Raw genomic sequence first — 24952 nt, 5'->3', positions numbered from 1 at the left:
CGAGGCGGACCAAGCGAAAATCGATGGCCAAAGAAGACTTCAATGACCTGTTATGGTTCCTCGCCGTTGCCGAGGAGCGCAACTTCACCAAGGCAGCCGCCAAGCTTGGCATAACCCAGTCGACGCTCAGTCACACGATCAAGCGGCTCGAAACCCGGATGGGGCTGAGACTGCTGACTAGGACGACGCGAAGCGTTGCCTTGACTGAAGCCGGGGATCGCTTGTTTCATTCGTTGTCGCCGAGAATATCCGCAATCAGGAGCGATCTGGCGGCACTTACGGCGTTGCGCGACACGCCGTCGGGTACGATCAAAATCACCCTGTCGGATCATGCGCTCGAAACCGTCGTCTGGCCCAAGCTGAAGCCGATCCTGTCGAAATATCCTGATATCAAGATTGAGCTCAGTCGTGACAATGGCCTGCGCAACATCGTCGACGACGGCTTCGACGCGGGCGTTCGGCTCGGTGAAAGCATCGAAAAAGACATGATCGCGGTCAGGATCGGGCCCGACTGGCGGATGCTTGCCGTGGCCTCTCCGGAGTATCTTGCAGATCGTTCGATCCCAGAGCACCCGCAGGATTTGATGCAGCACGACTGCATCAACATGCGCCAGGCAACCGGCGGGGGTCTCTATATCTGGGAGTTTGAGAAGAACGGCCAGGAGCTTCGCGTCAGGGTCGACGGACAACTCGCGTTCAACACGTCCTATCCCATGGTAGACGCCGCGCTTGCAGGTCATGGGATAGCCTTCTTGCCGGAGGACTTGGTGACCGATCATATCGAGGCGGGACGTCTGGTCGCGCTGCTTTCCGACTGGTCACCGCCCTTCCCCGGCTACTATATCTACTATCCGAGCCGGCATCAGAACTCGCCGGCATTCAAGGTGGTGGTAGACGCCTTGAGATATCAAAGGTCGTAGTTCCGGTCACAGGCAGGATACGATCCACTAGCTTCGACTGTGCCGGGACCGAGTGCTGGCGGCGGCTGGCTACGCCTCGCCCTTCATGCTTGTGCGCACGCGGAAGGTACCAGACGGCGATCGGTCGCCGACGCCCGCGCACGAAGTGCATCTGATCTGGCCGCAGTTCCTCGATTGTAGGCCCCAGATTCGAGCTTTGCGCCTGTGCCGCGATCAGTAGGTCCTCGCTGACCGCAAGGGATGTCCCAATCGTGCGCGTCAGCCGTTCGAGCCTGCTCGCTACATTCACCGTGTCGCCCAGCACCGTGTATTCGAGGCGACGCTCGTCTCCGATGTTTCCGACGATGACCTCGCCGTAGTGAACGCCGATACCGACCTCGATTGCGTGTTCGCCAGAAGCGAAACGCTGCTCATTCCACAATCGGACCTGCTCCAGCATGTCCCGCGCGCAAGCAAGCGCTCGCGCGGCATCGTCCTTCCGGGGACGAGGGGTGCCAAAATGCACCATGATCTCGTCTCCGATATATTTGTCCACGGTCCCGCCGTGGGCAAAGGCAACCGTCGCCAGACGTGCGTGATACTCCTTCAGCAGTTTAACGAGATCCTCTGGTGCGAGCCCCTCCGAAACCCTGGTGAAGCCCACCATATCGGCAAAGAGGATCGCGGCCGTCTGGAGCGAAGGCTCTCCAAAGCCATTCGACCCGCTGGACAACTCGCGGACGATGTTCGGCGAGAAGTAGCGCGACAAGGCGCTGCGCTGGGCCTCCGCCGCAACCTGCTTGCGAACAAGCCGGCGCGAGCGCCAAACAGCGATCGCGAGAATGATCGTCACGAGCACCAGGAACATCGTCTGATATGAGAGATTGATCAGGCTCACGGAGCGCGGATCGAGCACCAGCGCGATGATGTCAGTATCACTCAACCCGCCATCGAGCAAATCTCTCCCATATGCGATGGAATCGGGCCGCATCGCGACCCAGCAGTAGGCGATGTTCCAGACGATAATGGTGACCGCGCCGCTCCAGACGACGAGGGCTGGCGAGTAGCTGAGCGCCATGCTCACCAGAAACACACCCAGATACAGGAAATTCGGCAGGCGAAGGTTGAGCTGGGACGTCCAGCCTTCGACGGCGAACGGCGAAGGCGTGACAAAGATGTAAGTCAATATCGCTGCGTCGATGACGACGAACGACCATGTCGCCACTGTCGCAAAGCGACTGCTGCGTGCCAAGCCAAAGGAAAGAGCATTGAGCAACCCGAAAGCCACGATGGCAGCTACATATAGGCCCGAACGGTCGAGTGGCACGGCAAGGACCGCCCCCAGGGCGAGCGTTCCCAGCGCGACCAGCCGGCCCCAGAACATGTAGGCCAGGCCCTCTTTTACTTCACGATCGATAGCATCGCCGAGCGCCTCCGCGGAGACCAAGGGGTCGGTTGCCGTGCCAGCCAGGCGGCGTCGGGCGCGCCCCAGGAGAAGCGCAACGCATCGCGACGTGGTCTTCCAAGGCTTCGACACTGGCTCAAAATGGGTTCTCATCGATCATCTCGTGGGTTGCATGGCTTCGCGGCGATTGCTGGCGGTCAACGATCAACCTGGTAGAGACAGTACCTTCGATCTGGCTGCGCGATTAGCGCCGGAAATGCGCATGCGCTTATGAAGCGCATCGATCAGTCGGCTGATGATCTTCGCCCGACTGAGCGGCACTCATGGACTGGGCGCATGACGGCAAGCGAAGTGGCAGAGGTAATCGGATGCTGCTCGACTGTTTATATTGGTCGGTATCGAACGGCTTGAGCAGGAACGAAGGCCCCTCGAGCCCGATCATGTCACACCGGAAACAGGTAGCCGGTGCCAACAGTCGAGAGAACGAAAGAATGTCGCGGTTCAATCGTCAAATGGTTGCGCTCTTGCTCGCAGCCCATTCGGTCACATTGCCCACCATGTCCTTTGCTCAAACAAAGGATCGCAATCCCACGTCAGTGATCGGTACGGTCGTGCGGTTCACCGATGGTGCAACGACGGTGGACGTAACAGTCGGCGAAGACAGTCCAGCAGTGCGCGACTTCCTTTCGATGCTGCCGCTCACACTCAAGCTTGAGGAATTCGCCGGCCGCGAAAAAATCAGCTATCTGCCCCGTAAGCTCAAGCACATCGGCTCGCCCGGATCCGACCCCGAAGACGGCGACCTCATCTACTTCGTCCCGTGGGGAAACCTCGGCTTTTACTACAATACAGCCGGCATCGATTACTCAGACCAGACGCTTCACATCGGGACCTATAAGGCGTCGCCGGCAACTCTCGAGAAGCTTGCGGACCGGCCGGTTACGGTCGAAGTTCTCCCATAGCAAATTGGTTGGCCGCCGCGCATACGACGAGGAAAAACGGAAGCAGCAGACGCCGTAGTGCACGGTGCGCCAAACCTTTGCTGGCGGGACATCAAACTGGCAACTGCCCCGGCACCGCTGAATGCCCGCCCCGGGTGCCACACCCACGGCTCGCCTCCTCCAGCTGAACTGCACGAGGCCAAATCGCCTTATTCCCGTTGATACATTATGCGATCTGGTGGGAGCGCGATTCTGTCCGCCTCTAAGGCGACGTCCACGCTTAAGTCTGTGAACGCAGCATTGCGCCCTCAAGTTGGTCGTTCATAGCACGCGATAGAGTTCTGAAAGGCCGACGGTCTGCTTCGCCAATGGCCACATTCGAAAAGGGAGTGTGACAGGGTTACCTTGCGAGCGACCATTAATACTAAATCCAAATGCAACCGTGGAACACATGAGACATCGGCCTAGACGGCGAGGGTTGTTGAGGCGATACTAGAAACGCAATTCTGTTGGGGGCAGCATGGCTACGAAACGTCTCGATCGAGCCCATGACCAACTCTCGTTGCGCGATCTTCTCGATGCACGAGACCAGTACCACATCCACCTCATGCGCCACGCGAACGTGATCGCGACAGCTATCGGCCTCTACCGCATCCGCACCAAAGATAGCTGGCCGACCGAGCGCAGCGAGGGCAAAGTCCACGGCACTTACGCGCGCACGCTCGCGAACTCGCAAATTCGCTACTACTCCTGGCCAGCGATACTCGTTTTCGTCGAACGCTGGGTTACAGAAAAAGAGCTAGAGCCAGGCGACCTAGTGCCGAAGACGCTATACCTGCCGGATGGCCGCAGCATCCCGGTGTGCGTGATTGAAGCGCCCAAGGAAAGCCGGAACGAGACGCGTCCGCTCAGCACGGTCTTTCCGGTCAACAATATCGGCGGCGGGTGGCCCGTCATCGCGCGCAACCAGGGCCAGGAGTACGCTGCCACGATCGCGTGCCTGGTGAGCGATGGCCACACCGTCTATGCCCTCACGAACCGACATGTCGCCGGCGAAGCGGGTGAAATTATCTATTCGCGGCTAGGCGGTAAGGAACAGCGCATTGGCGTGAGCTCCGAGAAGCATTTGACGCGCGCCTTGTTCACGACGCACTACCCCGGCTGGCCGGGCCGCGACGTCTACGTCAATCTCGATGTCGGCCTCATCGACATCGACAATCTCGACCGTTGGACCGCCGAAATCCGCCATGTCGGCCAAATGGGAAAGATGGTCGACCTCTCAGTCCATACCATTTCGTTGGCGCTCATCGGTCGCGACGTTCGTGGTACCGGTGCCGCAAGCGGTGAGATGGAGGGCGAGATAGCCGCACTCTTTTACCGCTACAAGACCAATGGCGGGTTTGAGTACGTCGCTGACCTGCTCATTGGCCCCCGTCCTGCTGAGGCCAACAAGGCGAAAGAACCAACGTTCGCAACCCACCCCGGTGATTCAGGAACACTCTGGCTTCTCGAGCCAGACGACGAGGGCAAATCGCCTAAGTCCAAGGCCAAGCACAAGGACTACCAGCCGCTGGCCATGCAGTGGGGCCGAAACATGCTCTATTCGGCCGGCGAAGCGCGCCCGCAGAGCTATGTATTGGCAACGCTCCTGTCGCGCGTGTGTGCCGAGCTAGGCGTCGACCCGGTCCGCAACTGGAATCTCGATCAGCCCGACACATGGAGTGCCATCGGTCACTTCTCGATCGCCAATCGCGCCCAGGTCGCGCTGTCGAACCGGTCGCCGAAACTCAACACGCTGATGAAAAACAATGCCGACATCATCAGTCACGATGACGCCACCATCCTCGCGGGGGAGTTCTCGGGAATGGGTTCTGCGGATTTTGTGGCACTGGCGGATGTGCCGGACTTCTATTGGAAGCCACGTATCGCGAAGCAGGGATTCGCCCGCACCTTCGAGGGGCCCAATCATTTCGCCGACATGGATCAGCCCGATCCCAATGGAAAGACTCTCCTGGAACTTTGCAAGGACGACCCGACAACGTTCATCGACCCCCGAAAATGGGCAGCCTTCTACGACTCAGTCACCGATCTTGAGAGCGGCGACGCGATAGCCGAAAAGTATCGCGGGTTGCTGCCTTTCCGGGTCTGGCAAACATTCGACGCGATGGTCGAGTTCGCCGCCGCCGACAAGCCCCGAGAGTTCGTGTGTGCTGCGGGCACGCTCACTCACTACATTGGGGATGCGTGCCAGCCGCTCCATATCTCATATCTGCATGACGGTGATCCGCTGCGTCTGGTCGAGTACACCTTCACGCGCGGCGAGCGGAAGGGCCAGACGGAGATGAGACGTTTCGGCAAAGGCGTCCATGGGGGATATGAAGATACCATGATCAGCGCCTTCCGTGAGAAGGTCCTGGCTGGTCTTCTCAACACCCCAAAAACCGAAGCTGAGGAGATGATTACGACCGGTTTCGAGGCCGCCAAGCTAACCGTTGAGATGATGCGCAAGACCTTCACCTCAATTCCGCCGATGGCGGTCGTCAACGAGTTCGGCAGCTTTTTGGGCAAGCCGAAGGAGCGAGCGGAGCACCTATGGCGAAAGTTCGGTAACAAGACCGTCAAGAACATGCAGAGCGGCGCCCACTTGCTGGCGGTGCTGTGGGAGAGTGCTTGGGCTGTTGGCAACGGTGACACGAACGTTACCTCGACAGCGGGATTGACCAAAGATCAGGCGATGGCCATCTGCGCCGACTTCGATTTTATTCCCTCGGTTAGTATCTCGCGGATTGGCGCGCTTCTGAAGCCTCCGATGATCTAACATTAGTCCCTTTTGGTGATAGGCCGTCAGTCCGCAATGCGCCTCCCCGCCTGTCGTCCGTTGAGGTGAGCTGCCGCCGCCTGAAAGCAGACATCGCCGTCGACCACGCTGGAGGTCGAAGTTGCGCCACAGAACGAACCCGCTCGCGCGGGAGGGAAGGCGCGGGCCTTGAGACGTGTGCCTCGTTGACGGCATCGGTGAGGCTTTGATCGATCAGAGGTGACGGGCGGACGAAGACCTCCGAGCATGAAGGGGTCAACCTTCAGCTTGAGAGGAGCATCCGATGACCGTCCCCCATTCACATCCGTCCGGCAGCGCGCTTCGTGAGCGCATGATCGAAGACATGTCCATGCGCGGCTTCACCGAGGACACGCGCCGTGACTATATCCGTTGCGTGAAGGCACTTGCCACCTTCATCGGCCGTTCCCCGGACACGGCGACGGCTGAAGATCTGCGCCGGTTCCAGTTGCACCAAACCCAGATGGGCATGCATCCGCCGAGCATCAACAGTTCGGTCTCGGCGCTGCGCTTCTTCTTCACCGTGACGATCGACCGGCCCGATCTGTCTCGCCGCCTGACCCTGATCCATCAGCCGCGCAAGCTGCCGCTGGTGCTGAGCATCGAGGAAGTGGCGCGGCTGCTCGAAGCCGCACCGGGGCCGAAGTACAAGGCTGCTCTCAGCACGGCCTATGGCGCCGGATTGCGGGTGTCGGAGATCGTGGCGCTCAAGGTGAGCGATATCGACTCGACGCGCATGTTGATCCGCGTCGAGCAAGGCAAGGGGCGCAAGGATCGCCACGCCATGCTGTCGCCGCAACTGCTCGAGTTGCTGCGCGCTTGGTGGCGCGAGGGCAAGCGCCGCGGCGTCATGCTGCCACAGGGCTGGCAGTTTCCGGGCCGCAGCCCGATCACGCCACTCTCCACGCGGCAGATGAACCGCGCCGTCCATACGGCCGCGGAAACCGCCAAGATCAAGAAGCGGGTGACGCCGCACACGCTGCGCCACAGCTTCGCCACACATCTGCTGGAGCAGGACGTCGACATCCGCGTCATCCAGGTCCTGCTCGGCCATGCCAAACTTGATACGACCGCGCTCTATGCCCGCGTCGCCACCAAGACCATCCGCGCCGTGATGAGCCCGCTCGACCGGATCAGCCTTCTGGCAAAGGACGAGACCAGACCGGGCGCGTGACGCGGCGGCGATGAGCCGTCCGCTCCTAGAGGTCGCCGATATCTTCCATCGTCATGGCGCCGCCTGGCGCACGGCCCATGCCGGTCACTTGAGCCTCGGCCAGTTGAAGGTGATGGCGGCGATCGAGAACTGCCGCACCGCAGCCCTCGGCGGTCACGTCGAGGCATGCGAGGACTGCGGCCATAGCCGCATCGCCTACAACAGTTGCCGCAATCGGCACTGCCCCAAGTGCCAGGATGCGGCGGCAAGGGAATGGCTCGCCGCGCGCCAGGCCGATCTGCTGCCCGTCGGCTACTTCCATGTCGTCTTCACACTGCCGGTCGAGATCGCCGACATCGCCTTTCACAACAAGGCGGTCATTTATGGTCTCCTGTTCCATGCCGCCGCGCAGGCCATGCTCACCATCGCGGCCGATCCCAAGCACCTGGGCGCCCACATCGGCATCACCGCCGTGCTGCATACGTGGGGCTCGGCGATGACCCATCATCCGCATGTCCACATGATCGTGCCCGGCGGCGGCATCGCGCTCGATGGTGAGCGATGGGTGTCCTGCCGGCCCGGCTTCCTCCTGCCCGTGCGCGTGCTCTCAAGGCTGTTCCGGCGGCTCTTCCTGGCGAAGCTGACTGAGGCCCATGCCGCCGGCCGGCTGACGTTCTTCGGCGATCATGCTCGCTTCAGCGAGCGCAGCACCTTTGTTAAATTCCTGGTGCCGCTCAGAAGGAAGAATTGGTTCGTCTACGCCAAGTCACCCTTCGCCGGACCCGAGGCCGTTCTGGCGTATCTGTCGCGCTACACCCATCGCGTCGCCATCTCCAATAGCCGGCTGATCGCGCTTGACGAGACCGGCGTGACGTTCCGCGTCAAGGACTACCGCCGCGACGGGCATGAGCGCTACCGGACCATGACGCTCGATCCAGATGAGTTCATCCGCCGCTTTCTGCTCCACGTATTGCCCAAAGGCTTCCACCGCATCCGCCACTATGGACTACTTGCCAGCGCCGGCTGCGCGGAAAATATCGCGCGCGCCCGCATGCTTCTCGCCGCGCTCCAGCCTGAAGTCCGCCGATCCGATGATGCCGACGCCGCTGCCCAGGCCGACTGGCGGCCATCTTGTCCCTGCTGCGGCGGGCGCATGATCATCATCGAGACCATCGAGCGCGGCAACGACGCCCGAGCACCGCCATCCGCCGCCTCAACAAGCGGGGCGCAAACGCCATGACCGCGACTCGCCCGCCACGCACCATTCCTACCCAGGGACCTCATCGTCCCCGGAAGCCTGACTTCGTGCGCCCGCATCAAACGGCGCAACCAAACACACCAGAATCGACCGCCCTGCAACGACCATGCCACAGCATGCGCGGCGGCGACGAGGATGGCACAAACGCCAATAGGATCGTTGCCACCTGTCAGCCGCATCAGATCGGCCGACCAGCACCCAACGCAAACCACAAATCCCCATAGACCGGAAAACTGCCCTCTCCATCCCGCGGGTTCTTTCTCTGGAGGCTTTCGGACGCCGGCCCGGCGCCAGGCCAACACGTGGATAGCCGGCATCCGAAACCCTTCACACTAACAGTAGTCATCACCTTCGCGCAGCAGCTCTCCACGAACCGGATACATTTCTGCTTCGCCCCATGCGACCGTTCCTGGGGGTACCGAACATGAAGTCACAGGTGTCCGGACCAAGGCCACTACCCTCCAGGACCCGCTGACCAAAGGCCAAAACCGAGCGCATCTCCTTGGCAACGCCCAGCACCGGCTCAGTGGCGACTGACACGACGCGTCCTCCCATTTCTCGTCGCATGGGCACCTGGGACGATTGTCGTTCAGGCACCACCGCTGGAGAAGACCAGCAACATATTGTTGGTAGGCATCTCGATCGTCTCGCGGAGATTAAGTCCAGCGGCCTCACCCACTTGTTCAAGATCAGCGATATCACGCACACCCCAGGATGGGTTGCGCTCCTTTAGAGCCGCGTCGAAAGCAGCGTTCGAGGGGGCGTTGTGTGCCCCGTCGCGCATGAATGGGCCGTAGAGAAGAAGAAGCCCACCAGCGTGAAGCAAACGGCCAGCTCCTGCGAACAATCCTAAGCTTGCCGCCCATGGCGCGATATGGATCATATTGATCGACACGATGGCGTCAAAATGCCCCGTTTGTTCGACGCCCCAGTGTCCTGAGCACACATCAATATCCCGCGGTGCCAGCACATTCTTCAGCCCTGCGAATTTGATCCAGCTAGACGTGCTGGTGCGGGCGTCGGCATCCGGATCGCTCGGCTGCCAGGTGAGGTTGGGCATTGCTCCCGCAAAACACACGGCGTGCTCGCCGGTCCCGCATCCAATCTCCAGCACGGCGCCACGTGTTGGAACAACACGTTTTAGGACCGCGAGGATCGGCGCCGAATTTCGTACAAGGGAAGGCGAGAACATGCGCTGGTCGGCGCTTACGTCGCGCTGTTCCAGCGCAACAGGCGAACGGTCCTTCTTCTCTGGGGGCATATGCCTTGAATCCCCTTTGGGCGATGTTTCCCACCTTATAGCTGAAATGATGGGACTGAAACCAAGGATTTCGGACTTACGAAGGGGGCGCTAAAACGGCGGGACATCGCGTTTGTTTCCGGCGCGGGCAGTGGCCTGCCGGAAATTGGATGCCGGAAGGATGACCGGAAAGGGGCAAGCCTTTCAGTTGAAAGATCGCTCCTTTGCCCTAGTTCTTTCGGCACGAATAAAGAGGGCAGCGCACGAACAATGAGGGCAGTGAATGAGTGAAGACCCCAACGTGGAAAAGGCGCAAACGGGAGTATCCGGGCTGGATGACATCTTGGTCGGCGGGCTTTCCAAAGGGCACGTGTTTTTGCTGGAAGGAAATCCTGGCACAGGGAAAACAACTATCGCCCTGCAATTTCTTATCCAAGGGAGTGAGGTTGGCGAGCGAGGCCTCTACATCACATTATCGGAAACCGAACGCGAATTGCGCGCGGGTGCGGCGTCGCATGGTCTGACAATCGATGAAAGCATTGAGGTTTTCGAGCTTGCCCCTCCCGAAACGCTTCTTGACGACGACAGGCAACAGAGCCTGCTGTACTCCTCAGACCTCGAGCTCGGCGAAACCCTAAAACTGATCCTCGAGGCATTCGAGCGTGTAAAGCCGAGCCGCGTTGTTCTCGACAGTTTGTCGGAAATCCGACTTTTGGCACAGAGCTCTCTCAGGTATCGTCGGCAAATTCTTGCGTTAAAACACTTTTTCGCCCGGCAAAGCGTAACAGTCCTGCTTCTCGATGACTTGACCTCGGATACCTTGGACAAGACCGTGCACAGTGTCGTTCACGGCGTCATTCATCTTGAAGAGCTGGCTCCTAATTACGGTCCGGAACGCCGCAGACTGCGGGTAATGAAATATCGCGGTCAGGCGTTTCGAGGCGGTTATCACGATTTCACGATCAAGACCGGTGGTGTTGTTGTCTACCCTCGTCTCGTAGCTTCTGAACACCGGACGAATTTTGCACGCGTGTCGTTGAGCAGCGGGATCCCTGCGCTTGACGCGCTGCTGGGTGGGGGTGTTGAACTGGGATCCAGCACGCTGATCTTAGGCCCCGCAGGTACCGGTAAAAGCACCTTTGCGTTTCAGTTCGTGGCATCGACTATTCGAAGGGGGCAGAAGGCGGCTGTCTTTGTTTTCGATGAAGAACTCGGTCTGTTGTTTTCACGCATGCGTGCCATGGGGATCGATCTGGAGACGATGCGAGAGTCGGGTGATCTCCATATCGAGCAACTTGATGCAGCGGAACTTTCTCCTGGTGAGTTTGCCCATCGCGTCCGTGAGCGCGTGGATAGTGCCCAGGCAAAGACCGTGGTGATCGACAGTATCAACGGCTATCAAGCCTCCATGCCGGAGGAGAACGCACTCATTCTCCACATGCATGAACTGCTTCAATATTTGAACAGGCAGGGCACCAATACGTTTCTGACCGTTGCTCAACATGGCCTGGTTGGCGATATGAAGTCGCCTGTGGATGTGACCTATTTGGCCGATACCGTTGTTTTGCTCCGGTATTTCGAGGCGGCTGGCAAGGTGCGGCGGGCGGTTTCCGTCATCAAGAAGCGAACCGGATACCACGAGGACACAATCCGCGAGTTCGGTATAGGCAACAAGGGGTTGTCGTTTGGTGAACCCCTATCCAGTTTCCAAGGTGTGCTGAGGGGGGTGCCGACGTTTGTAGGCACGCCAGGGCCGCTGCTGAATTCCTCAAGCGCGAGTGACGCAAATTCCTGACCCGGTAACATCACTGGCCTTGGTCTTCACTCCGCAGGGGCGAGACGCGGATGTCGCAAACAGGCTGCTGGGGGAAATTGGCATCGCTTGTGCGATAGCGAGTGATCTTCCTCAATTCGCTCAATCGCTCAATGACGATACCTTTTTTGCGGTTGCAACGGAGGAGGCTCTTCGGTTTTCCGATCTGCGGCAGTTAACTTCCTGGATAAACAACCAGCCTAGCTGGTCCGATCTTCCATTCATTATTCTAACCCATCGCGGCGGTAGCCCCGAACGCAACCCTGCGGCGGCAAGACTGTCGGAGCTTTTCGGTAACGTGACGTTCCTGGAGCGGCCATTCAATGCTGTCACTTTTGCCAGCGTGGCCCGCACCGCAATTAGGGGACGGCGACGCCAGTACGAGGCACGCGCTCGGATTGAAGAGCTTCGCGAAGGAGAATCGCGTCTTCAAACAGCGCTTCTTGCCGGCCGGCTCGGAACCTGGGAACTTGAATTGGACAGCATGCGGTTTGCGGCGTCCGACACGTGCAAGGCAATTTTCGGACGTCCGGCCACTATGGCTTTTTCCTATGAGGAAGCGCTTTCAAGTATCCACGGGGATGACAAGGAGCGCGTCCTCAACGCCGTGAAGGAAAGCATCGATAGCGGCCGCGACTACGCCATAGACCATCGCACTCTATGGCCCGACGGCAGCGTTCACTGGACGGAAATCCGCGCTCGCGTCGTATCAGACAAAAGCGGCCATCCCGAACGTTTGGTTGGCGTGTCGTCGGATATCACTGACCGCAAACGCTACGAAGACCAGTTGCGGGACCTGAACGATACACTGGAAGAGCGCGTGGCTCAGCGAACGGCCGAGCTTAGCCGGGCGCATGATACACTCTTGGCTGAGGTGGCGCAGCGGGAGCGGGCTGAGCAGCATTTGCGCCACGCACAGAAGATGGAGGCAATCGGACAGCTCACAGGCGGTGTTGCCCACGATTTCAATAATCTTCTCATGGCCGTCATGGGCAATCTCGACCTGTTGAGAAAGCACCTGGCAAACAACCCAAAGGCGGCAAGGCTTCTGGAGGGTGCGATGCAGGGCGCCCGTCGTGGTGCGGCGCTGACGCAGCGCCTGCTCGCCTTCGCCAGGCGACAGGATCTTCAGGTCGAACCCGTTGATCTCGAAAAACTCATCCGCGGCATGACCGATCTTTTGGAGCGTTCCATCGGCTCGGCGATTGCTCTGCGATTGAATTTGACCAACGGGCTGCCGCACGCGCTGGTGGACGGCAATCAGGTGGAACTTGCCTTGCTCAACCTGGCTGTGAATGCGCGCGACGCGATGCCGGACGGTGGGTCACTCGTCGTGGAACTCGATCTTGCTCAATCAATGCCCGAGGATGGGCTAGCTTTGGGATCCTACCTTCGGATTTCAGTAACAGATACCGGGCATGGAATGGATGGCGAAACGCTCAAGAAAGCGATTGACCCCTTTTTCTCCACCAAGGAATTGGGGAAGGGTACTGGCTTGGGTTTATCGATGATTCATGGGCTTGCTGTCCAGTTGAACGGCAAATTTCAGTTGTTCAGCGCGCCTGGGCACGGAACCAAAGCGGAAATCTGGTTTCCTTCCACGACGCAGAAAATAGAGGATAAGGGGATGGACCTGACGCCAGCCCAGCCGGGCGTGACAGCAAGAGCAAAGATTCTGGTGGTTGACGACGACGCGCTTATCGCCATGAGCACCGTCGATATGTTGGAAGATCTCGGCCATGAGGTCCTTGAGGCAAATTCGGGCGCAAGGGCTCTGGAGCTTCTGGGTGGGGGCGATCAGATCGATCTGATGATTACGGATTATTCGATGCCGGGGATGAATGGCGCGCAACTCGCAAAGGCAGCATTGGAAATCAACCCTGCGCTTCCTATTCTGGTTGCAACCGGCTACGCCGATCTGCCTCCCGGTGCTGGAATAGATTTACCACGTCTTGGCAAGCCCTACACGCAAGATCAATTGGCATTTGAAATTGCCAAAGTCCTAAAGTTCTAGTTTTCGTCCATGCGAAGCCGTTATGATGCAGCGTGATGCAAAGCCCGAGGCGCCTAATGGCTGCAAAGAAGCTCGTCATGCTCCGCCCTTGCCGGACGACGTTCAACCCAGGCGCGACCTCCAGCCTCTGCCCTCTATTTCAACCGCGGACGCCCTCCCGCGCAGCGGGTTCGTTCTCCGGCCCCAATCGAGACGCTTGGGTCGCACTGACCAAGCATCCACTCCTGACGCTCCTCGGGCGTTCAGATCACTCGACGACCAGAAGGCCGGCAGCAAGGATGTCTCCTATCCCTCGCCCTTGAACGGAATCAAACCACCGAACCTGAAATGTCATAGTCAACGCTCTAAAGGAGTTACCCGAGCGTTCGCCGTATTCTTTTCTTGACAGATCGTTCCAGAATACCTAAATCGCATCCATGGCAAGGAACAAGGAATTCGATCGAGAGCAGGCGCTGGATGACGCCATCGAGGTGTTTCGCGAACACGGTTTCGAAGGCACGTCCACCCAAATGCTCGTCCGTGCGATGAAGATTGGCCGGCAGAGTCTTTATGATACGTTCGGCGACAAGTGGAAGCTCTACTGCCTTGCTGTCGAACGCTACGCCGCTGCGGAAACGGAAGCCCACATCGCCATGCTGCGCGGTGCGCCGCGTGCCCAGGACGGCATTCGGGCGATGATGGACCGAGTGGTCGAAAATGCTTCACGGGCCTGTCTTGGCGTGAACTCGGTCTGCGAGTTCGGCCAGAACCGACCTGACCTAACGGCAATTCATCAGGCTGCTGATCGGCGATTGAAGCATGCCGCCAAGCAATGCATCAGCGAGGCTCAGGCGCAAGGGGATCTCGACGCAACGCTTTCCACGGAAGAGACTGCCGATTTCCTCTTCGCCAATGTTGCCGGCATCCGCATCGCTGCGCGCGGCGGCGCGGGGCCAAAAGAGCTCAAGGCCCTAGCCAGGATCGCGCTTCGGGTAGTGACATGAGGGCAAAATTTTTTGCTTGTTTCTGGAATGATCAGTCAAGAAAGGAAGATCATGAGAGCCGTGGTTATGAATGAAATCGGTGGCACCGAGGTGATGGAATTTGTCGATCTCCCAGAACCGGTCGCCACCCCGGGGCATGTGGTGGTCGAAGTCGCGGCCGCAGGCGTGAACTTCATGGATATCGGCGTGCGCCAGGGCATGGCGTGGACAGACAGCCCCAACCCGAAAATTCTCGGCGTCGAGGGTGCAGGACGCATCGTCGCGCTTGGTGATGGGGTCGATGGTTTCGCTATCGGAGACCGGGTCGCCTGGGTCTACGCGCCAGGAAGCTATGCCTCGCACGTCCTGATCTCAACGGATGCGCTCGTGCGCCTTCCCGATACTATCGATGACAAGACAGCAGCCTCCCTCATGATGCAAGGATTGACCGCGAGCCACTTCGCCACCGATTTCTACCCGATCCAGCCTGGAGACACCGCACTCGTGCATGCTGCGGCGGGTGGCGTCGGCCTGCTGCTGACACAGATCGTCCGGCTGAGGGGTGGACATGTGATCGGCCGCGTTTCGTCGACCGACAAGGTGGACGTCGCAAAAGCGGCTGGCGCGAACCACGTTATCGTCGACACGGAGGGGAAGTTTGCCGCTGAAGTTTTGCGTCTCACCGGGGGAGAAGGTGCAAGCGTCGTCTATGACGGTTCCGGTCCCAAGACCTTTCAGGGGTCGCTCGCAGCACTTCGTCGCTCCGGCACATTCTGCTGGTATGGGCCGGTGCTTGGCGGTCCGGGGCCACTCGACATCATGGGCCTGCCGAAGAGCATCAAGATCGGCTATGCGACATTCTTCGATCACATCAGTACGCCCGAACTTCTTCGCGCCCGCACCGAGCAGTTGTTCCGTTGGATTCACGATGGGTCGCTCAAGCTGCACGTCGGTGGAACCTACGCGCTTTCTGATGCCGCCCGTGCTCATGCCGACATGGAAAGCCGGGCGACCACCGGCAAGCTATTGCTGATCCCCACGCAAAGGGGTTCAGCATAGCGCTGCCTGAAAGGCGGGAACCGGGGTCGACTAGCCCCGCCAAGAGGTTCCGCATTTAAGGTGCAACACCAGGGCACCCATTCGCCGGGGAATTATCTGTCGGGAGTAACGCTGGAGTAGGTCATGTTCCTGATTGTGAGGCTGCTCCAACCCTCCATTTGCAGGTTCGCGCGCAGTAATCTTTCGTCCGAACAACGACGGCGCGGCTTCACCAGTCAAATTCTGGACACCCCGGCCCAGCCGTTCGGAACCTTAGTAGTGCTCGTTAGTTGAACGGATCAGAGAGGCACCTCTTCTCAAAGGACATCCCCATGAAACAACTGATTTTGGTTTGTCTACTCGCCGGGTTGGCTACTACGCTGAACGCACAAACACCAACACCCACGCCATCGCCTCAACGCGAGACGCCAGCAGTAGCAACTCCCGACAGCCAGAACCCGACGGCCCCCGTCGAGGGGGCGAACAGCTTCACTGAAGAACAGGCCAAGGGACGGATCGAGGCCGGCGGATATGCCGGCGTCACCGGGCTGAAATTGGATGACAAGGGCATATGGCAAGCTTCAGCGACCAAGGATGGAAAGTCCGTTATGGTCTCGCTCGACTACCAAGGCAATGTGGTTGCGAAATAACTCCAACGAACCCAACAGGAGATGGTCATGAAAACCGCAACGGGACTCTTCGATGACTATTCCGACGCACTGGCCGCGGTGGGAACACTGCAAGATGTTGGATTTACCGACGAAGAAATCAGCGTGGTTTCCAGCAACGCTGCGGAGCGATACCCTGACAATGACAATGGAGTGGCCGAAGGTGCCGGAACTGGCGCCGGTCTAGGGGCTTTGGCAGGCGGGGCCGGCGGTCTTCTTACCGGTTTGGGCCTCATGGCTATTCCAGGCGTCGGGCCAGTGGTTGCGGCCGGTTGGCTTGCGGCGACAGCCGCAGGTGCTGCCGCTGGCGCTGTTGTCGGTGGGGCTGCAGGAGGGCTGATCGGAGCGCTGACGGGATCCGGGGTCGCGGAAGATGATGCCCACGTCTATGCCGAAGGCATTCGACGCGGCGGCACGGTTGTAACCGTCAAGACCGATGAATCCAGGGTAGCGGACGCACAGAACATTTTGCAGCGATCCAACTTGGTCGATCTGGCCAGGCGCCGCTCGGATTACCGGGAACAAGGCTGGACGCGTTTTGATGATGAATCAGACCCGTTCACCCAAGCCGAAATCGAGGCAGAACGGATCCGTTATAGAACTGGCCTGTAACTGCAAGGCCACGCCGCGCCGCCTGCGCACAGAGATGTTCAAGTATGATCGACGCCCCCAACAAAGCGGTGATCTCGGAATGATCAAACGGGGGGAGAGACCTCCACAACATCCATGCCAACGATGTTGAGGTCCGAGATGCCCCGGATCGTCTCGATGACATCCCTTGGCGACAGCCCATCGACAACCGGCGTGCCCGTGCCAGGCGCATAGGCCGGATCGATGCTGTCGACGTCGAACGTAAGGTAGCACGGCATTTCGCCCACGGTTTTCTTGATTTCATCCACCAGACCTCGAGGTCCGAGATCACGCGCCCGCGGGCAAAAGACAACGTTGATCTCATGGTCCATTGCGTAATGAGTCCGGAAATGACGCCGCCTTTGGCGCGACTAAAGTGCCGCGCCAAACGGGATGTACCAAGAGGCGATTGGATAGACGGATTATTTTGGGACCCAATTCGTCAGCGCCCCAAAGAAGGCCTCCGTCTCCGCATAGGGGGTGTCGTCGGCCGGCGGGAAATAGCTGAGCTTGACCATTACAGTCTGCGTGTCAGGGTCTACGTAGACGTACTGCCCCTGCAAACCTAAAGCTTTGTAGGCCTCCGATCCCTCGCGCGTCCAGAACTGAAAGCCGTATCCGCCCTCGGGGCCCGCCTCGGAACCTACCGGTGTGCGCGCCGTTTTTATCCAATCCGAGTTGACAACCTGGCGCCCATCAACAGTCCCTTCGTTCACCAGCATTTGCCCGAACCGAGCCCAGTCGCGCAATGTCGCGTTGAAACCGGCCCCGCTGAATTCTCTACCAACTCCAGGCTTTCCGTCCATGATGTAGAAGCCGTCCGCCTCTGCGCCCAAAGGCTCCCACAGCTTTTCGGTCGTATAGGCCGCAACTGTTCCGCCAGTGACACGTTCGATCACCCAACCGAGAATTGCAGTGTCGATGGTCTTATAGGCGAAGACCTCGCCCGGTTTGGCGGCAGTGCCAATGTCGAGCCCAGCATCGGCAAACCGCGCGACGTTTTTGACCAGAGCGTTGATATGATTGCTCGCGGCAATGCCCGGATTTGCAAAGTCGTAGCGCTCCTCGTAATCCACGCCCGAGCGCATTTCCAAAATCTGTCGAAGGGTCACCTCACGATATCCGCCTTTTTTCAGTTCTGGCAGGTATTTTACGACGGGATCGTCGATGGACGCGATGTATCCATCGGCAACTGCGGCTCCGACTAGCATGGCAGTGATGGATTTCGTCATGGACCATCCCATGAAACGGGTACTCGCATCGCTGTTATTGCGATATATTTCCGTAACGATCTTGCCGTTTTTCATCACCAGGAATGCGTTTGTATAACTGCGTTCCAGAAATTCCTCGGCGATGAAAGTCTTCCCGTTGAATTCATATGAAAAATCTAACTTATGATCCTGCCGCGGGAGGACCCATGCGGCGCCGGAGTGAGGCACGGTGCGAATGGTGAAAAGTTCGTCCATATTGCGGAAAGCAAACGCATTGACGTCGCCGTCATTCATATGCCAGCGCAATATCTGCGTCGCGATCGGAACGACTGAAGGCTTACCTTTCGCAATCTCGTCAGGCAGTCGCTGTTGTGCCCCGGCCGTCGTGATGTTTAGCATGACGACCGTCATGGCGGCGGCGCCCAGATTGATCAATTTCTTCATTTTTCCTCCCATTTGTCTGTTGCGTCGAACGTGAACACATGTCCGCTCGACTGTTCCTTCGAAATCGCAGACGCTTGCCAATTGCACCGTCCATGGAATTTGCGTTCGACCAGCTGAAACGCGGCGCTGATAAATCCGCTCTCCAAAATTGCGGATGGTCGTCACCTGTGCAGCCATTTCGGCGCCCCCTGACGGCATATGAACCGACAGGACAGGGGAACGAACTGAATAGCTGCCAGTGTTGCAGGCATGACAACAAGGTGGGAAAGGCGGGCGCGCCAGGCGCCCACCTTTTCACGAGGTTGACGTCGCGCGCCTGCGGCGGGTCAAAAGCCAGGTCGCAATGCCGCCGAGAACTGCAATGGGCAAGATGCCCGTCAGCACTTCGGAGGCGCTCTGACCCGCGGCAACGAGTGCTCCTGCAAGCAGCGGTCCTGCCACCGATCCGAAGCGCCCCACCGCGACGGCAAGGCCGACGCCCTGACCGCGCACCTCTGCCGGATAGCATTGCGGTGCGATGCCGTAGAGCACTGCTTGCACCGAGATGATCGCTGCGCCAAGTATCGCCCCTACCACGAGCGTCACGAAGATATTCGCCGGTGCCACGGCCAAAAGCGCAAGCGCAACAACCAGTCCGCCAAAGGAACCGGCAACCCAAAAGGATCGGTTCCGAGCATCGAGCGCCACGCCCCCTAGAAGGCTGCCAGCCGCCCCAGCCAGATTAAAGGCAAGTTGGACCATCCCCGCTTCCGCCCGCCCGAAGCCGCGCGAGACCATAAGCGCCGGAAGCCAATTGAGCAGGAGATAAAGCACCAGTAGCGAAAAGAAGAAACCAGCCCAGAGCAATACCGTCGGCACGAGGTTGCCGCTGCCAAGAACTGTTCCAAGCCCTCTCACATCGCGCCCTTTGGGTGCCATGCGCAGATCGGGCAGGTTCATGACCAGAGGCACGATCATCAAGGGAAGGAGACCGCCGATCACAAACAGCACTCGCCAACCATCGCCCAGCCCGGCGATGGAGATCAGGCTGACCACGGCGCCACCCAAAGGAATGCCCGCATACATGAGCGCGACGGCGCGGCCACGGCGCTCCGCTGGTGCCGACTCCGATGCGATGGCCACGAGATTTGGGAGGGCCCCGCCCAGCCCTACGCCCGTCATGAACCGCATCACCAGCAGAGTCTCGTAATTCCCCGCTAACGCCGTTCCGATGGAAAACAATCCAAAGACGGCAAGCGAGATTGCAAGTCCTGCCCGCCGTCCATGCCTGTCGGAAAGCCATCCGCCTGCCAATGCGCCGAAGATCAGCCCGAACGTTGCAGACGAGAAAAACATCCCCATCTGGGCTGGCGACAGACCGAGCGCCGGGCCGAGGCGCGGCGCCGCGATGCCGGCGACCTGGATGTCGAAACCTTCGACAAGGGCCGCGGCGAAGCATATGAGTATGGCCCGGCTATTGCCGGCACCTGATGTTCCGATTCCCATCGATCCTCCAAAATCAAAATGGTGAGTGGAAGGCGCGTCTCCTCCTGCGACTTCCGTTCGAGGAAGATGTCGTCAGGGCATGTGTTATGTCAAGAAAAAACGCTATGTAAAATAGCGATATAAAATAGCAATCTTGCGGTTGTCGCGCAGCGGTGGGTCACCGTGCCAGGGTATCGGGAACGGTCTGAAGAACGTTCGCCCACGTCGCTATCCAGCCCGTCAAATGCAGGCCCGGATGTACTAATTGCTCGTTGAACGGGGTCACGATTTCGACCGCATGCACGGAATGGTCGGATATGCGCCGGGTCGACATCGGCGGCAGAACTCTCGGCACCCTGCCGGACAGAGTGGGCAGGGCACAGAGCGTCGCCAGCAGTCGGCGTTTCGTTCACGCTGTGAGGAATTCGTCGCGCAGGATGTGCTTCATGACCTTGCCAGAGGCGGTGCGCGGCAAGGCATCGACGGTTACGAAGGTTTTCGGGATCTTATAGCGCGCGAGAGAGGCCTCGCAATGCTGGGCCAGCTCGTTCTCCGAAATCGCCTGACCAGGCACGAGCACCACGAAGGCACGGCCAACCTCGCCCCAGCGCGAGTCGGGCACGCCGATAACAGCGACCTCGCGTATGGCTGGATGGGCGGCCATCACGGATTCGACCTCAACCGGATAGACGTTCTCGCCACCTGAGATGAACATGTCCTTTCGCCGGTCTACGATAGTGATGTAGCCATCAGTATCTGCGCGGCCGACATCGCCCGTTCGCAACCAACCATCCGCGCCGAGCGCGCTGTCCTCCCGGTTCCAGTAACCCCTAATCACGTTCGGGCCGTGCACCAGCACCTCGCCCTCGGTTCCCTGAGGCACCTCCCGCCCCTCTTCGTCAACTAACCGTACGCGAGTAAGAGGGCCGGGCAGGCCGACCGCGCCGGCCTTTTCGCGCACGATCCGGGCCGAGAGAGGCATTCCCAGGATCGTGCCGCATTCCGTCATGCCGTAGCCGTCGACCATTGGTACGCCGCGGTCCAACCACCAGTGGATATGCGCCGCCGGATTCGGCGCGCCGCCGGTGAACAGGGCTTTCAGCGCCCATCGATCCGGCGCAAAATTCCTCGCGTGGCGTAGCCCCTCGGCCATTTGAGGGACACAGAAGTAATGTGTGACACGCAACGCCGGATCGGCCAGCCGCGTATTTGTCAGTTCAGGATCGAACCCGGGTGAGATCAAGCATGTCCCGCCGCGCAGGAGCGCGGGCCAGATCTGTGTTACCAAGCCGATGACGTGGAAAATCGGCGTGTCGCAAAGGAAGACGCTGTTGCTGTCCACTTCGCCTAGCACGCCGAAATTGACAGCGGTGGCCAGGAGGCAGCTCGCGCTCAGCATCGCACCCTTGGGGGTGCCGGAGGTGCCGGAAGTATAGAGGATCGTGCAGGTTTCGGACTGCGAACGAGGCGTGCAACGGGAACCCGGCACGGCCAGTTCAACAGCTTCAGCAAAGTCCGTCAGGTCACGATACAAATGCCTCGGGGCGCAATCGGCCAAAAGGATATCGATCTCGGGTTCGGAAAGCCTCCAGTTCAGGGGAACGAAAATACCGCCCATGCGGATTAACGCTTGCTGCATCACTACCTGCCAGCCCGAGTTACGAGCTAATACAGCCACGCGGTCGCCTTCCGTCACTCCCTTGGCCCGCAGTACCACTACGGCGCGCTCAATGTCAGCATCCAACGCCGCGTAGGTCCATTTCTTGCCCGTAGCGAGGTCGAGACACGCAAGAGCATCGGGCCGGAGGCGCGCGTGAAGCGCCACCGGGTCGGGGGTCGTAAAGTCCAGCATCACATCTCCTCCCTGAGATCGTCAGCCTGCCTTGCGTGACGTGTCGTAAGCGCCGAGGCCGGGCTTGTAGCTTTTCTCGTCGATGAACTGACGGATTCCCTCCTTCCGCCCCTCAGCATCATAGGAGTTCGCGGCCTCTTGCGCACGGACGAGGTAGTCCTCGGCGTCGTCATAGCTCATCGGGCCGACGCGACGGACAGCGTCCTTGGTGGCCTTCAGCGCGACGGGATTCTTTTCCCGAAGCACCCTTGCGACCTCCGTCACGCGGGCCTTCAACTCTTTCAAGGGCAGGCTCTCGTTCACAAGGCCCCAATCGGCAGCGGTCTTCCCGTCGATCGGCTCGCCGGTCATTGAATGATACATCGCCTTGCGGAAAGGCAGCAGCTCCACCGCAACTTTCGTCGCCCCGCCGCCGGGCAAAATGCCCCAGTTGATCTCGGAAAGGCCGAACTTCGCCTCGTCGGCCGCAAAGGCCAGGTCGCAGGCGAAGAGCGGTCCGTAACCGCCGCCGAAGCACCAGCCGTTGACCATGGCGATGGTCGGCTTCTGGTACCAGCGCAGCCGCCGCCACCACCCATAGCTTTCGCGCTGCGCTTTGCGGGTGCCGGCAAGACCCTCGGCCTCGGTCTCGCGGAAGTATTCCTTCAGGTCCATGCCCGCGGTCCAGGCGGAACCTTCGCCGGTCAGCACCAGCACGCCGACGTCGTCGCGGAATTCCAGCTCGTCCAGCGCCTCCATCATCGCACGATTCAGCGTGGGCGACATGGCGTTGCGCTTGTCGGGGCGGTTGAAGCGCAGCCAGGCGATTCCGTCCGCGATATCCCAAGTCACAGTATCAATGTCGTTTGCCATGTGTTTGTCCTTTCAAATCGGGAAATGTCCGGGCTGGGTCTCGATCGTGATCCAGCGCAGTTCGGTGAATTCTGCTATGCCGGCGCGGCCACCGAAGCGACCGTAGCCCGACGCACCGGTGCCACCGAAGGGCATTTGGGCCTCGTCATGCACAGTGGGTCCGTTGACGTGGCAAATGCCGGACCGTATCTGCCGCGCCACCGCGATCCCGCGCGAGATGTCGCGGGTAAATACTGCCGCCGACAGCCCGTACTCGCTGTCATTGGCAAGCCGTACGGCGTCTTCTTCATCCTTTGCGCGCAGTATGGCGACTACGGGACCGAAGCTCTCCTCGGCATAGATCCGCATCTCCGAGGTGACGCGGTCCACGACCTGCGCGGGCATTAGAACGCCCTCAGCCGTGCCGGCGCTGGTCACGATGGCTCCTTTCGATTGCGCGTCCTCGATCAACGACTGGACCTTCGTCACCGTATGCGCGTCCACGACCGCACCCAGAGGAGCCTTGCCCTGTGCCGGATCGCCCGACTTCAGCTGCGCGGCGCGGGCGGTGAATTTCTGCACGAAAGCATCGGCAACTTCGCCCACGACGATGATGCGTTCGGTGGACATGCAGATCTGACCTTGATTGAAGAAGGCTCCGAAGATTGCCGCTTTGACCGCCTCGTCGATATTGGCGTCCTTCAGCACCAGAAGCGGAGCCTTGCCCCCCAGTTCCAGCAGGCAGGGCTTCAGCTGCCTCCCAGCGCGTTCCGCAATGATCCGGCCCACCTTGGTTGACCCAGTGAAATTGATGCGTCGGATCGCCGGGTGGTCGATCAGCGCTCCGACGATCTCGGCCGCATCCTCGGGGGCGTTGGTCACGAGGCTGACAAGTCCCGGCGGAAGGCCGCCTTCCTCCAGCGCCTCAACGATTAGCGCGTGCGTGCGAGGGCAGATTTCGGACGCCTTGAACACCACGGCATTACCGCAGGCGAGAGGTGTGGCAAGCGCGCGCACCCCAAGGATAACAGGCGCGTTCCAGGGCGCGATGCCGAGACATACGCCCGCGGGTTCGCGGATGCCCATCGAAAGGCAGCCCGGTTTGTCCGAAGGGATCACCTCGCCCGAGACCTGCGTGGTCAGGGCCGCAGCCTCGCGCAGCATCGATGCGGCGAGCATCACGTTGAACCGCGCCCAGCCTTCGGTTGCGCCTATCTCGGAAGCCATTGCGGTGACGAAGGCGTCACCCTTCGCTGAGATCGCGTCGGCGGCCTTAAGCAGTACCGCGCGACGGGCGTTAGGACCAAGGGCAGCCCATGCAGGGAATGCATCGGCCGCCGCTTGCGCGGCTGCACGAGCGTCTTCGACGCTGGCGGCGGCAGCCTCGCTGGCAAGTGCGCCCGTCACCGGGTTATATCTGCGAAACGTGCGGCTCGCTGCCCGCTCCGCCCCCGCGATGCGAAGATTGACAATGCTCACGACAGTCCTCCAAAAATGCTGCCCAAATCGTTGGGCATATCGCTCGAACGGAAACTAGCGCGAAGATTGCTATCTTGCATAGCGGTTTTTTTTAGAAAGGTGTCTGACGGCAAATGAATGACAATGAAAAGAGCGCCTTGCTCAACTTGGTCGGCTATCACCTCCGTCGCGCATCTGTCTTTGACCTTAACGGAGCAGTGGAAGCACTGGCCCAGGTGGATGCCCGCCCAATCAGCCTCAGTGTGCTGTTGTGCATGGTCGAAAAGCCTGGTCTGACCTCGGCCGAGATTTGCCGCATCCTCGGCATGCAACGCGCCAACATCGTACAGTTCCTCACAGATCTTGAGGCGAAGGGGCTGTTCACCCGCGAGGCGGAGGCGTCCGACCAGCGCGTCCAACGGTTATTTCCGACACAGGCCGGCAGGGAAGCAGCTGCCGATTGGCTGCATCGCCTGAACGAGCACGAGGACCGGATGCTGGAACGGCTAGACGCGCAAGAACGTGCCGAACTTCGACGCTTGCTGAGCAAGGTCTGGATGGATGCGCCCGGGCGCTAACCGCTTAGCGTACGAAGTCAGGCTTCCATCAGCAATGTGAATCGGTTCGCCCCAACCGATTCAAAATTCTGATTGGACGCAGAATCTCCGGCACGCAATGCTGTGTCCATGACCCAGCACTGTTCCCCAGCCTCTACTTTCAACGGATAGATCCAGGTCGAAACATGGCGCGCTATTATGCGTTGTCGATACAGCCAACACTCTTTGGCGAGATTACCCTCATTCGGGCTTGGGGACAGTGGCGCTCCTGTGCGAAA

General features: G+C 59.7%; 20 protein-coding genes and 1 pseudogene. 13 read left to right on the top strand and 8 right to left on the bottom strand.

The annotated features are described in order from the left end of the window. Window positions 1-23 precede the first annotated feature (23 nt). Complete coding sequence (locus J3R84_RS30910) at window positions 24-920, top strand: LysR family transcriptional regulator (RefSeq protein ID WP_203529878.1); 897 nt, start codon at window positions 24-26, stop codon at window positions 918-920. On the opposite strand, the gene J3R84_RS30905 is transcribed toward J3R84_RS30910, so the two are convergent. Next, window positions 880-2457, bottom strand: a complete 1578-nt coding sequence (locus J3R84_RS30905; RefSeq protein WP_203529879.1) for an adenylate/guanylate cyclase domain-containing protein — start codon at window positions 2455-2457, stop codon at window positions 880-882. The two genes, J3R84_RS30910 and J3R84_RS30905, sit on opposite strands and share 41 nt — an antisense overlap. 338 nt (window positions 2458-2795) lie before the next feature. Here J3R84_RS30905 and J3R84_RS30900 point away from each other — a divergent pair, with 338 nt between their 5' ends. The 4 genes from J3R84_RS30900 to J3R84_RS30885 all read left to right on the top strand — a co-directional run bounded on the left by J3R84_RS30900 (window position 2796) and on the right by J3R84_RS30885 (window position 8474). After that, entirely contained in the window at window positions 2796-3266 is a 471-nt protein-coding gene (locus J3R84_RS30900) for a cyclophilin-like fold protein (RefSeq protein WP_057210698.1), read from the top strand. Between the two features lie 499 nt (window positions 3267-3765). After that, window positions 3766-6063, top strand: a complete 2298-nt coding sequence (locus tag J3R84_RS30895; protein ID WP_203529880.1) for a Nal1-like putative serine protease — start codon at window positions 3766-3768, stop codon at window positions 6061-6063. Between the two features lie 283 nt (window positions 6064-6346). After that, complete coding sequence (locus J3R84_RS30890) at window positions 6347-7255, top strand: tyrosine-type recombinase/integrase (RefSeq protein ID WP_203530198.1); 909 nt, start codon at window positions 6347-6349, stop codon at window positions 7253-7255. A 10-nt stretch (window positions 7256-7265) separates the two neighbouring features. After that, a complete protein-coding gene (locus J3R84_RS30885) occupies window positions 7266-8474 on the top strand; it encodes an IS91 family transposase (protein WP_057211164.1) in 1209 nt (402 codons plus the stop codon). Window positions 8475-9081: 607 nt separating this feature from the next. Here the strand turns inward: J3R84_RS30885 and J3R84_RS30880 are convergent. After that, window positions 9082-9753, bottom strand: coding sequence for a DUF938 domain-containing protein (locus J3R84_RS30880; protein ID WP_203530053.1), 672 nt, complete (start codon window positions 9751-9753; stop codon window positions 9082-9084). Between the two features lie 262 nt (window positions 9754-10015). On the opposite strand from J3R84_RS30880, the gene J3R84_RS30875 reads away from it, so the two are divergent. The 6 genes from J3R84_RS30875 to J3R84_RS30850 all read left to right on the top strand — a co-directional run bounded on the left by J3R84_RS30875 (window position 10016) and on the right by J3R84_RS30850 (window position 16839). Further along, a complete protein-coding gene (locus J3R84_RS30875; protein WP_057217470.1) occupies window positions 10016-11527 on the top strand; it encodes an ATPase domain-containing protein in 1512 nt (503 codons plus the stop codon). Then, window positions 11511-13559, top strand: a complete 2049-nt coding sequence (locus tag J3R84_RS30870) for a hybrid sensor histidine kinase/response regulator (RefSeq protein ID WP_225968592.1) — start codon at window positions 11511-11513, stop codon at window positions 13557-13559. The genes J3R84_RS30875 and J3R84_RS30870 overlap by 17 nt, the downstream gene beginning before the upstream one ends. 416 nt (window positions 13560-13975) lie before the next feature. Beyond that, a complete protein-coding gene (locus J3R84_RS30865; protein WP_057220431.1) occupies window positions 13976-14542 on the top strand; it encodes a TetR/AcrR family transcriptional regulator in 567 nt (188 codons plus the stop codon). Window positions 14543-14593: 51 nt separating this feature from the next. Beyond that, window positions 14594-15580 carry a quinone oxidoreductase family protein gene (locus J3R84_RS30860; protein ID WP_057210797.1) on the top strand — a complete coding sequence of 329 codons (987 nt, stop codon included), beginning with the start codon at window positions 14594-14596 and terminating at the stop codon, window positions 15578-15580. A 311-nt stretch (window positions 15581-15891) separates the two neighbouring features. Next, on the top strand, window positions 15892-16209 hold the full coding sequence (locus J3R84_RS30855) for a PepSY domain-containing protein (RefSeq protein WP_203530052.1): 318 nt from the start codon (window positions 15892-15894) through the stop codon (window positions 16207-16209). A 27-nt stretch (window positions 16210-16236) separates the two neighbouring features. After that, window positions 16237-16839: a hypothetical protein gene (locus J3R84_RS30850; RefSeq protein WP_057220429.1), complete on the top strand. Its 603-nt coding sequence runs from the start codon at window positions 16237-16239 to the stop codon at window positions 16837-16839. An 83-nt stretch (window positions 16840-16922) separates the two neighbouring features. On the opposite strand, the gene J3R84_RS30845 is transcribed toward J3R84_RS30850, so the two are convergent. The 6 genes from J3R84_RS30845 to J3R84_RS30820 form a co-directional block, all read right to left on the bottom strand. Continuing rightward, a complete protein-coding gene (locus J3R84_RS30845) occupies window positions 16923-17189 on the bottom strand; it encodes an arginase family protein (RefSeq protein WP_203530051.1) in 267 nt (88 codons plus the stop codon). A 90-nt stretch (window positions 17190-17279) separates the two neighbouring features. Further along, the gene (locus J3R84_RS30840) at window positions 17280-18689 is read right to left on the bottom strand and encodes a serine hydrolase domain-containing protein (protein ID WP_203530050.1); all 1410 of its coding nucleotides are present in this window, start codon (window positions 18687-18689) and stop codon (window positions 17280-17282) included. A gap of 117 nt (window positions 18690-18806) precedes the next feature. Further along, complete coding sequence (gene mhpT, locus J3R84_RS30835) at window positions 18807-19997, bottom strand: 3-(3-hydroxy-phenyl)propionate transporter MhpT (protein ID WP_057210768.1); 1191 nt, start codon at window positions 19995-19997, stop codon at window positions 18807-18809. 388 nt (window positions 19998-20385) lie between these two features. After that, window positions 20386-21828: an AMP-binding protein gene (locus J3R84_RS30830; RefSeq protein WP_057210766.1), complete on the bottom strand. Its 1443-nt coding sequence runs from the start codon at window positions 21826-21828 to the stop codon at window positions 20386-20388. Window positions 21829-21849: 21 nt separating this feature from the next. After that, the gene (locus tag J3R84_RS30825; protein WP_057210764.1) at window positions 21850-22680 is read right to left on the bottom strand and encodes a p-hydroxycinnamoyl CoA hydratase/lyase; all 831 of its coding nucleotides are present in this window, start codon (window positions 22678-22680) and stop codon (window positions 21850-21852) included. A gap of 12 nt (window positions 22681-22692) precedes the next feature. Next, entirely contained in the window at window positions 22693-24132 is a 1440-nt protein-coding gene (locus J3R84_RS30820) for an aldehyde dehydrogenase (RefSeq protein WP_435526100.1), read from the bottom strand. 119 nt (window positions 24133-24251) lie between these two features. Between J3R84_RS30820 and J3R84_RS30815 the strand changes: the two genes are divergently transcribed. Together J3R84_RS30815 and J3R84_RS38585 are read left to right on the top strand one after the other, a co-directional pair. Then, entirely contained in the window at window positions 24252-24695 is a 444-nt protein-coding gene (locus J3R84_RS30815) for a MarR family winged helix-turn-helix transcriptional regulator (protein WP_057210762.1), read from the top strand. 119 nt (window positions 24696-24814) lie between these two features. Continuing rightward, window positions 24815-24934: pseudogene (locus J3R84_RS38585) on the top strand (WGR domain-containing protein); the annotation flags it as partial. Between the last annotated feature and the right edge of the window lie 18 nt (window positions 24935-24952).

The organism is Ensifer canadensis (assembly GCF_017488845.2).
Taxonomy (GTDB): domain Bacteria; phylum Pseudomonadota; class Alphaproteobacteria; order Rhizobiales; family Rhizobiaceae; genus Ensifer; species Ensifer canadensis.
This window is presented reverse-complemented; position numbering and strand designations above follow the sequence as displayed.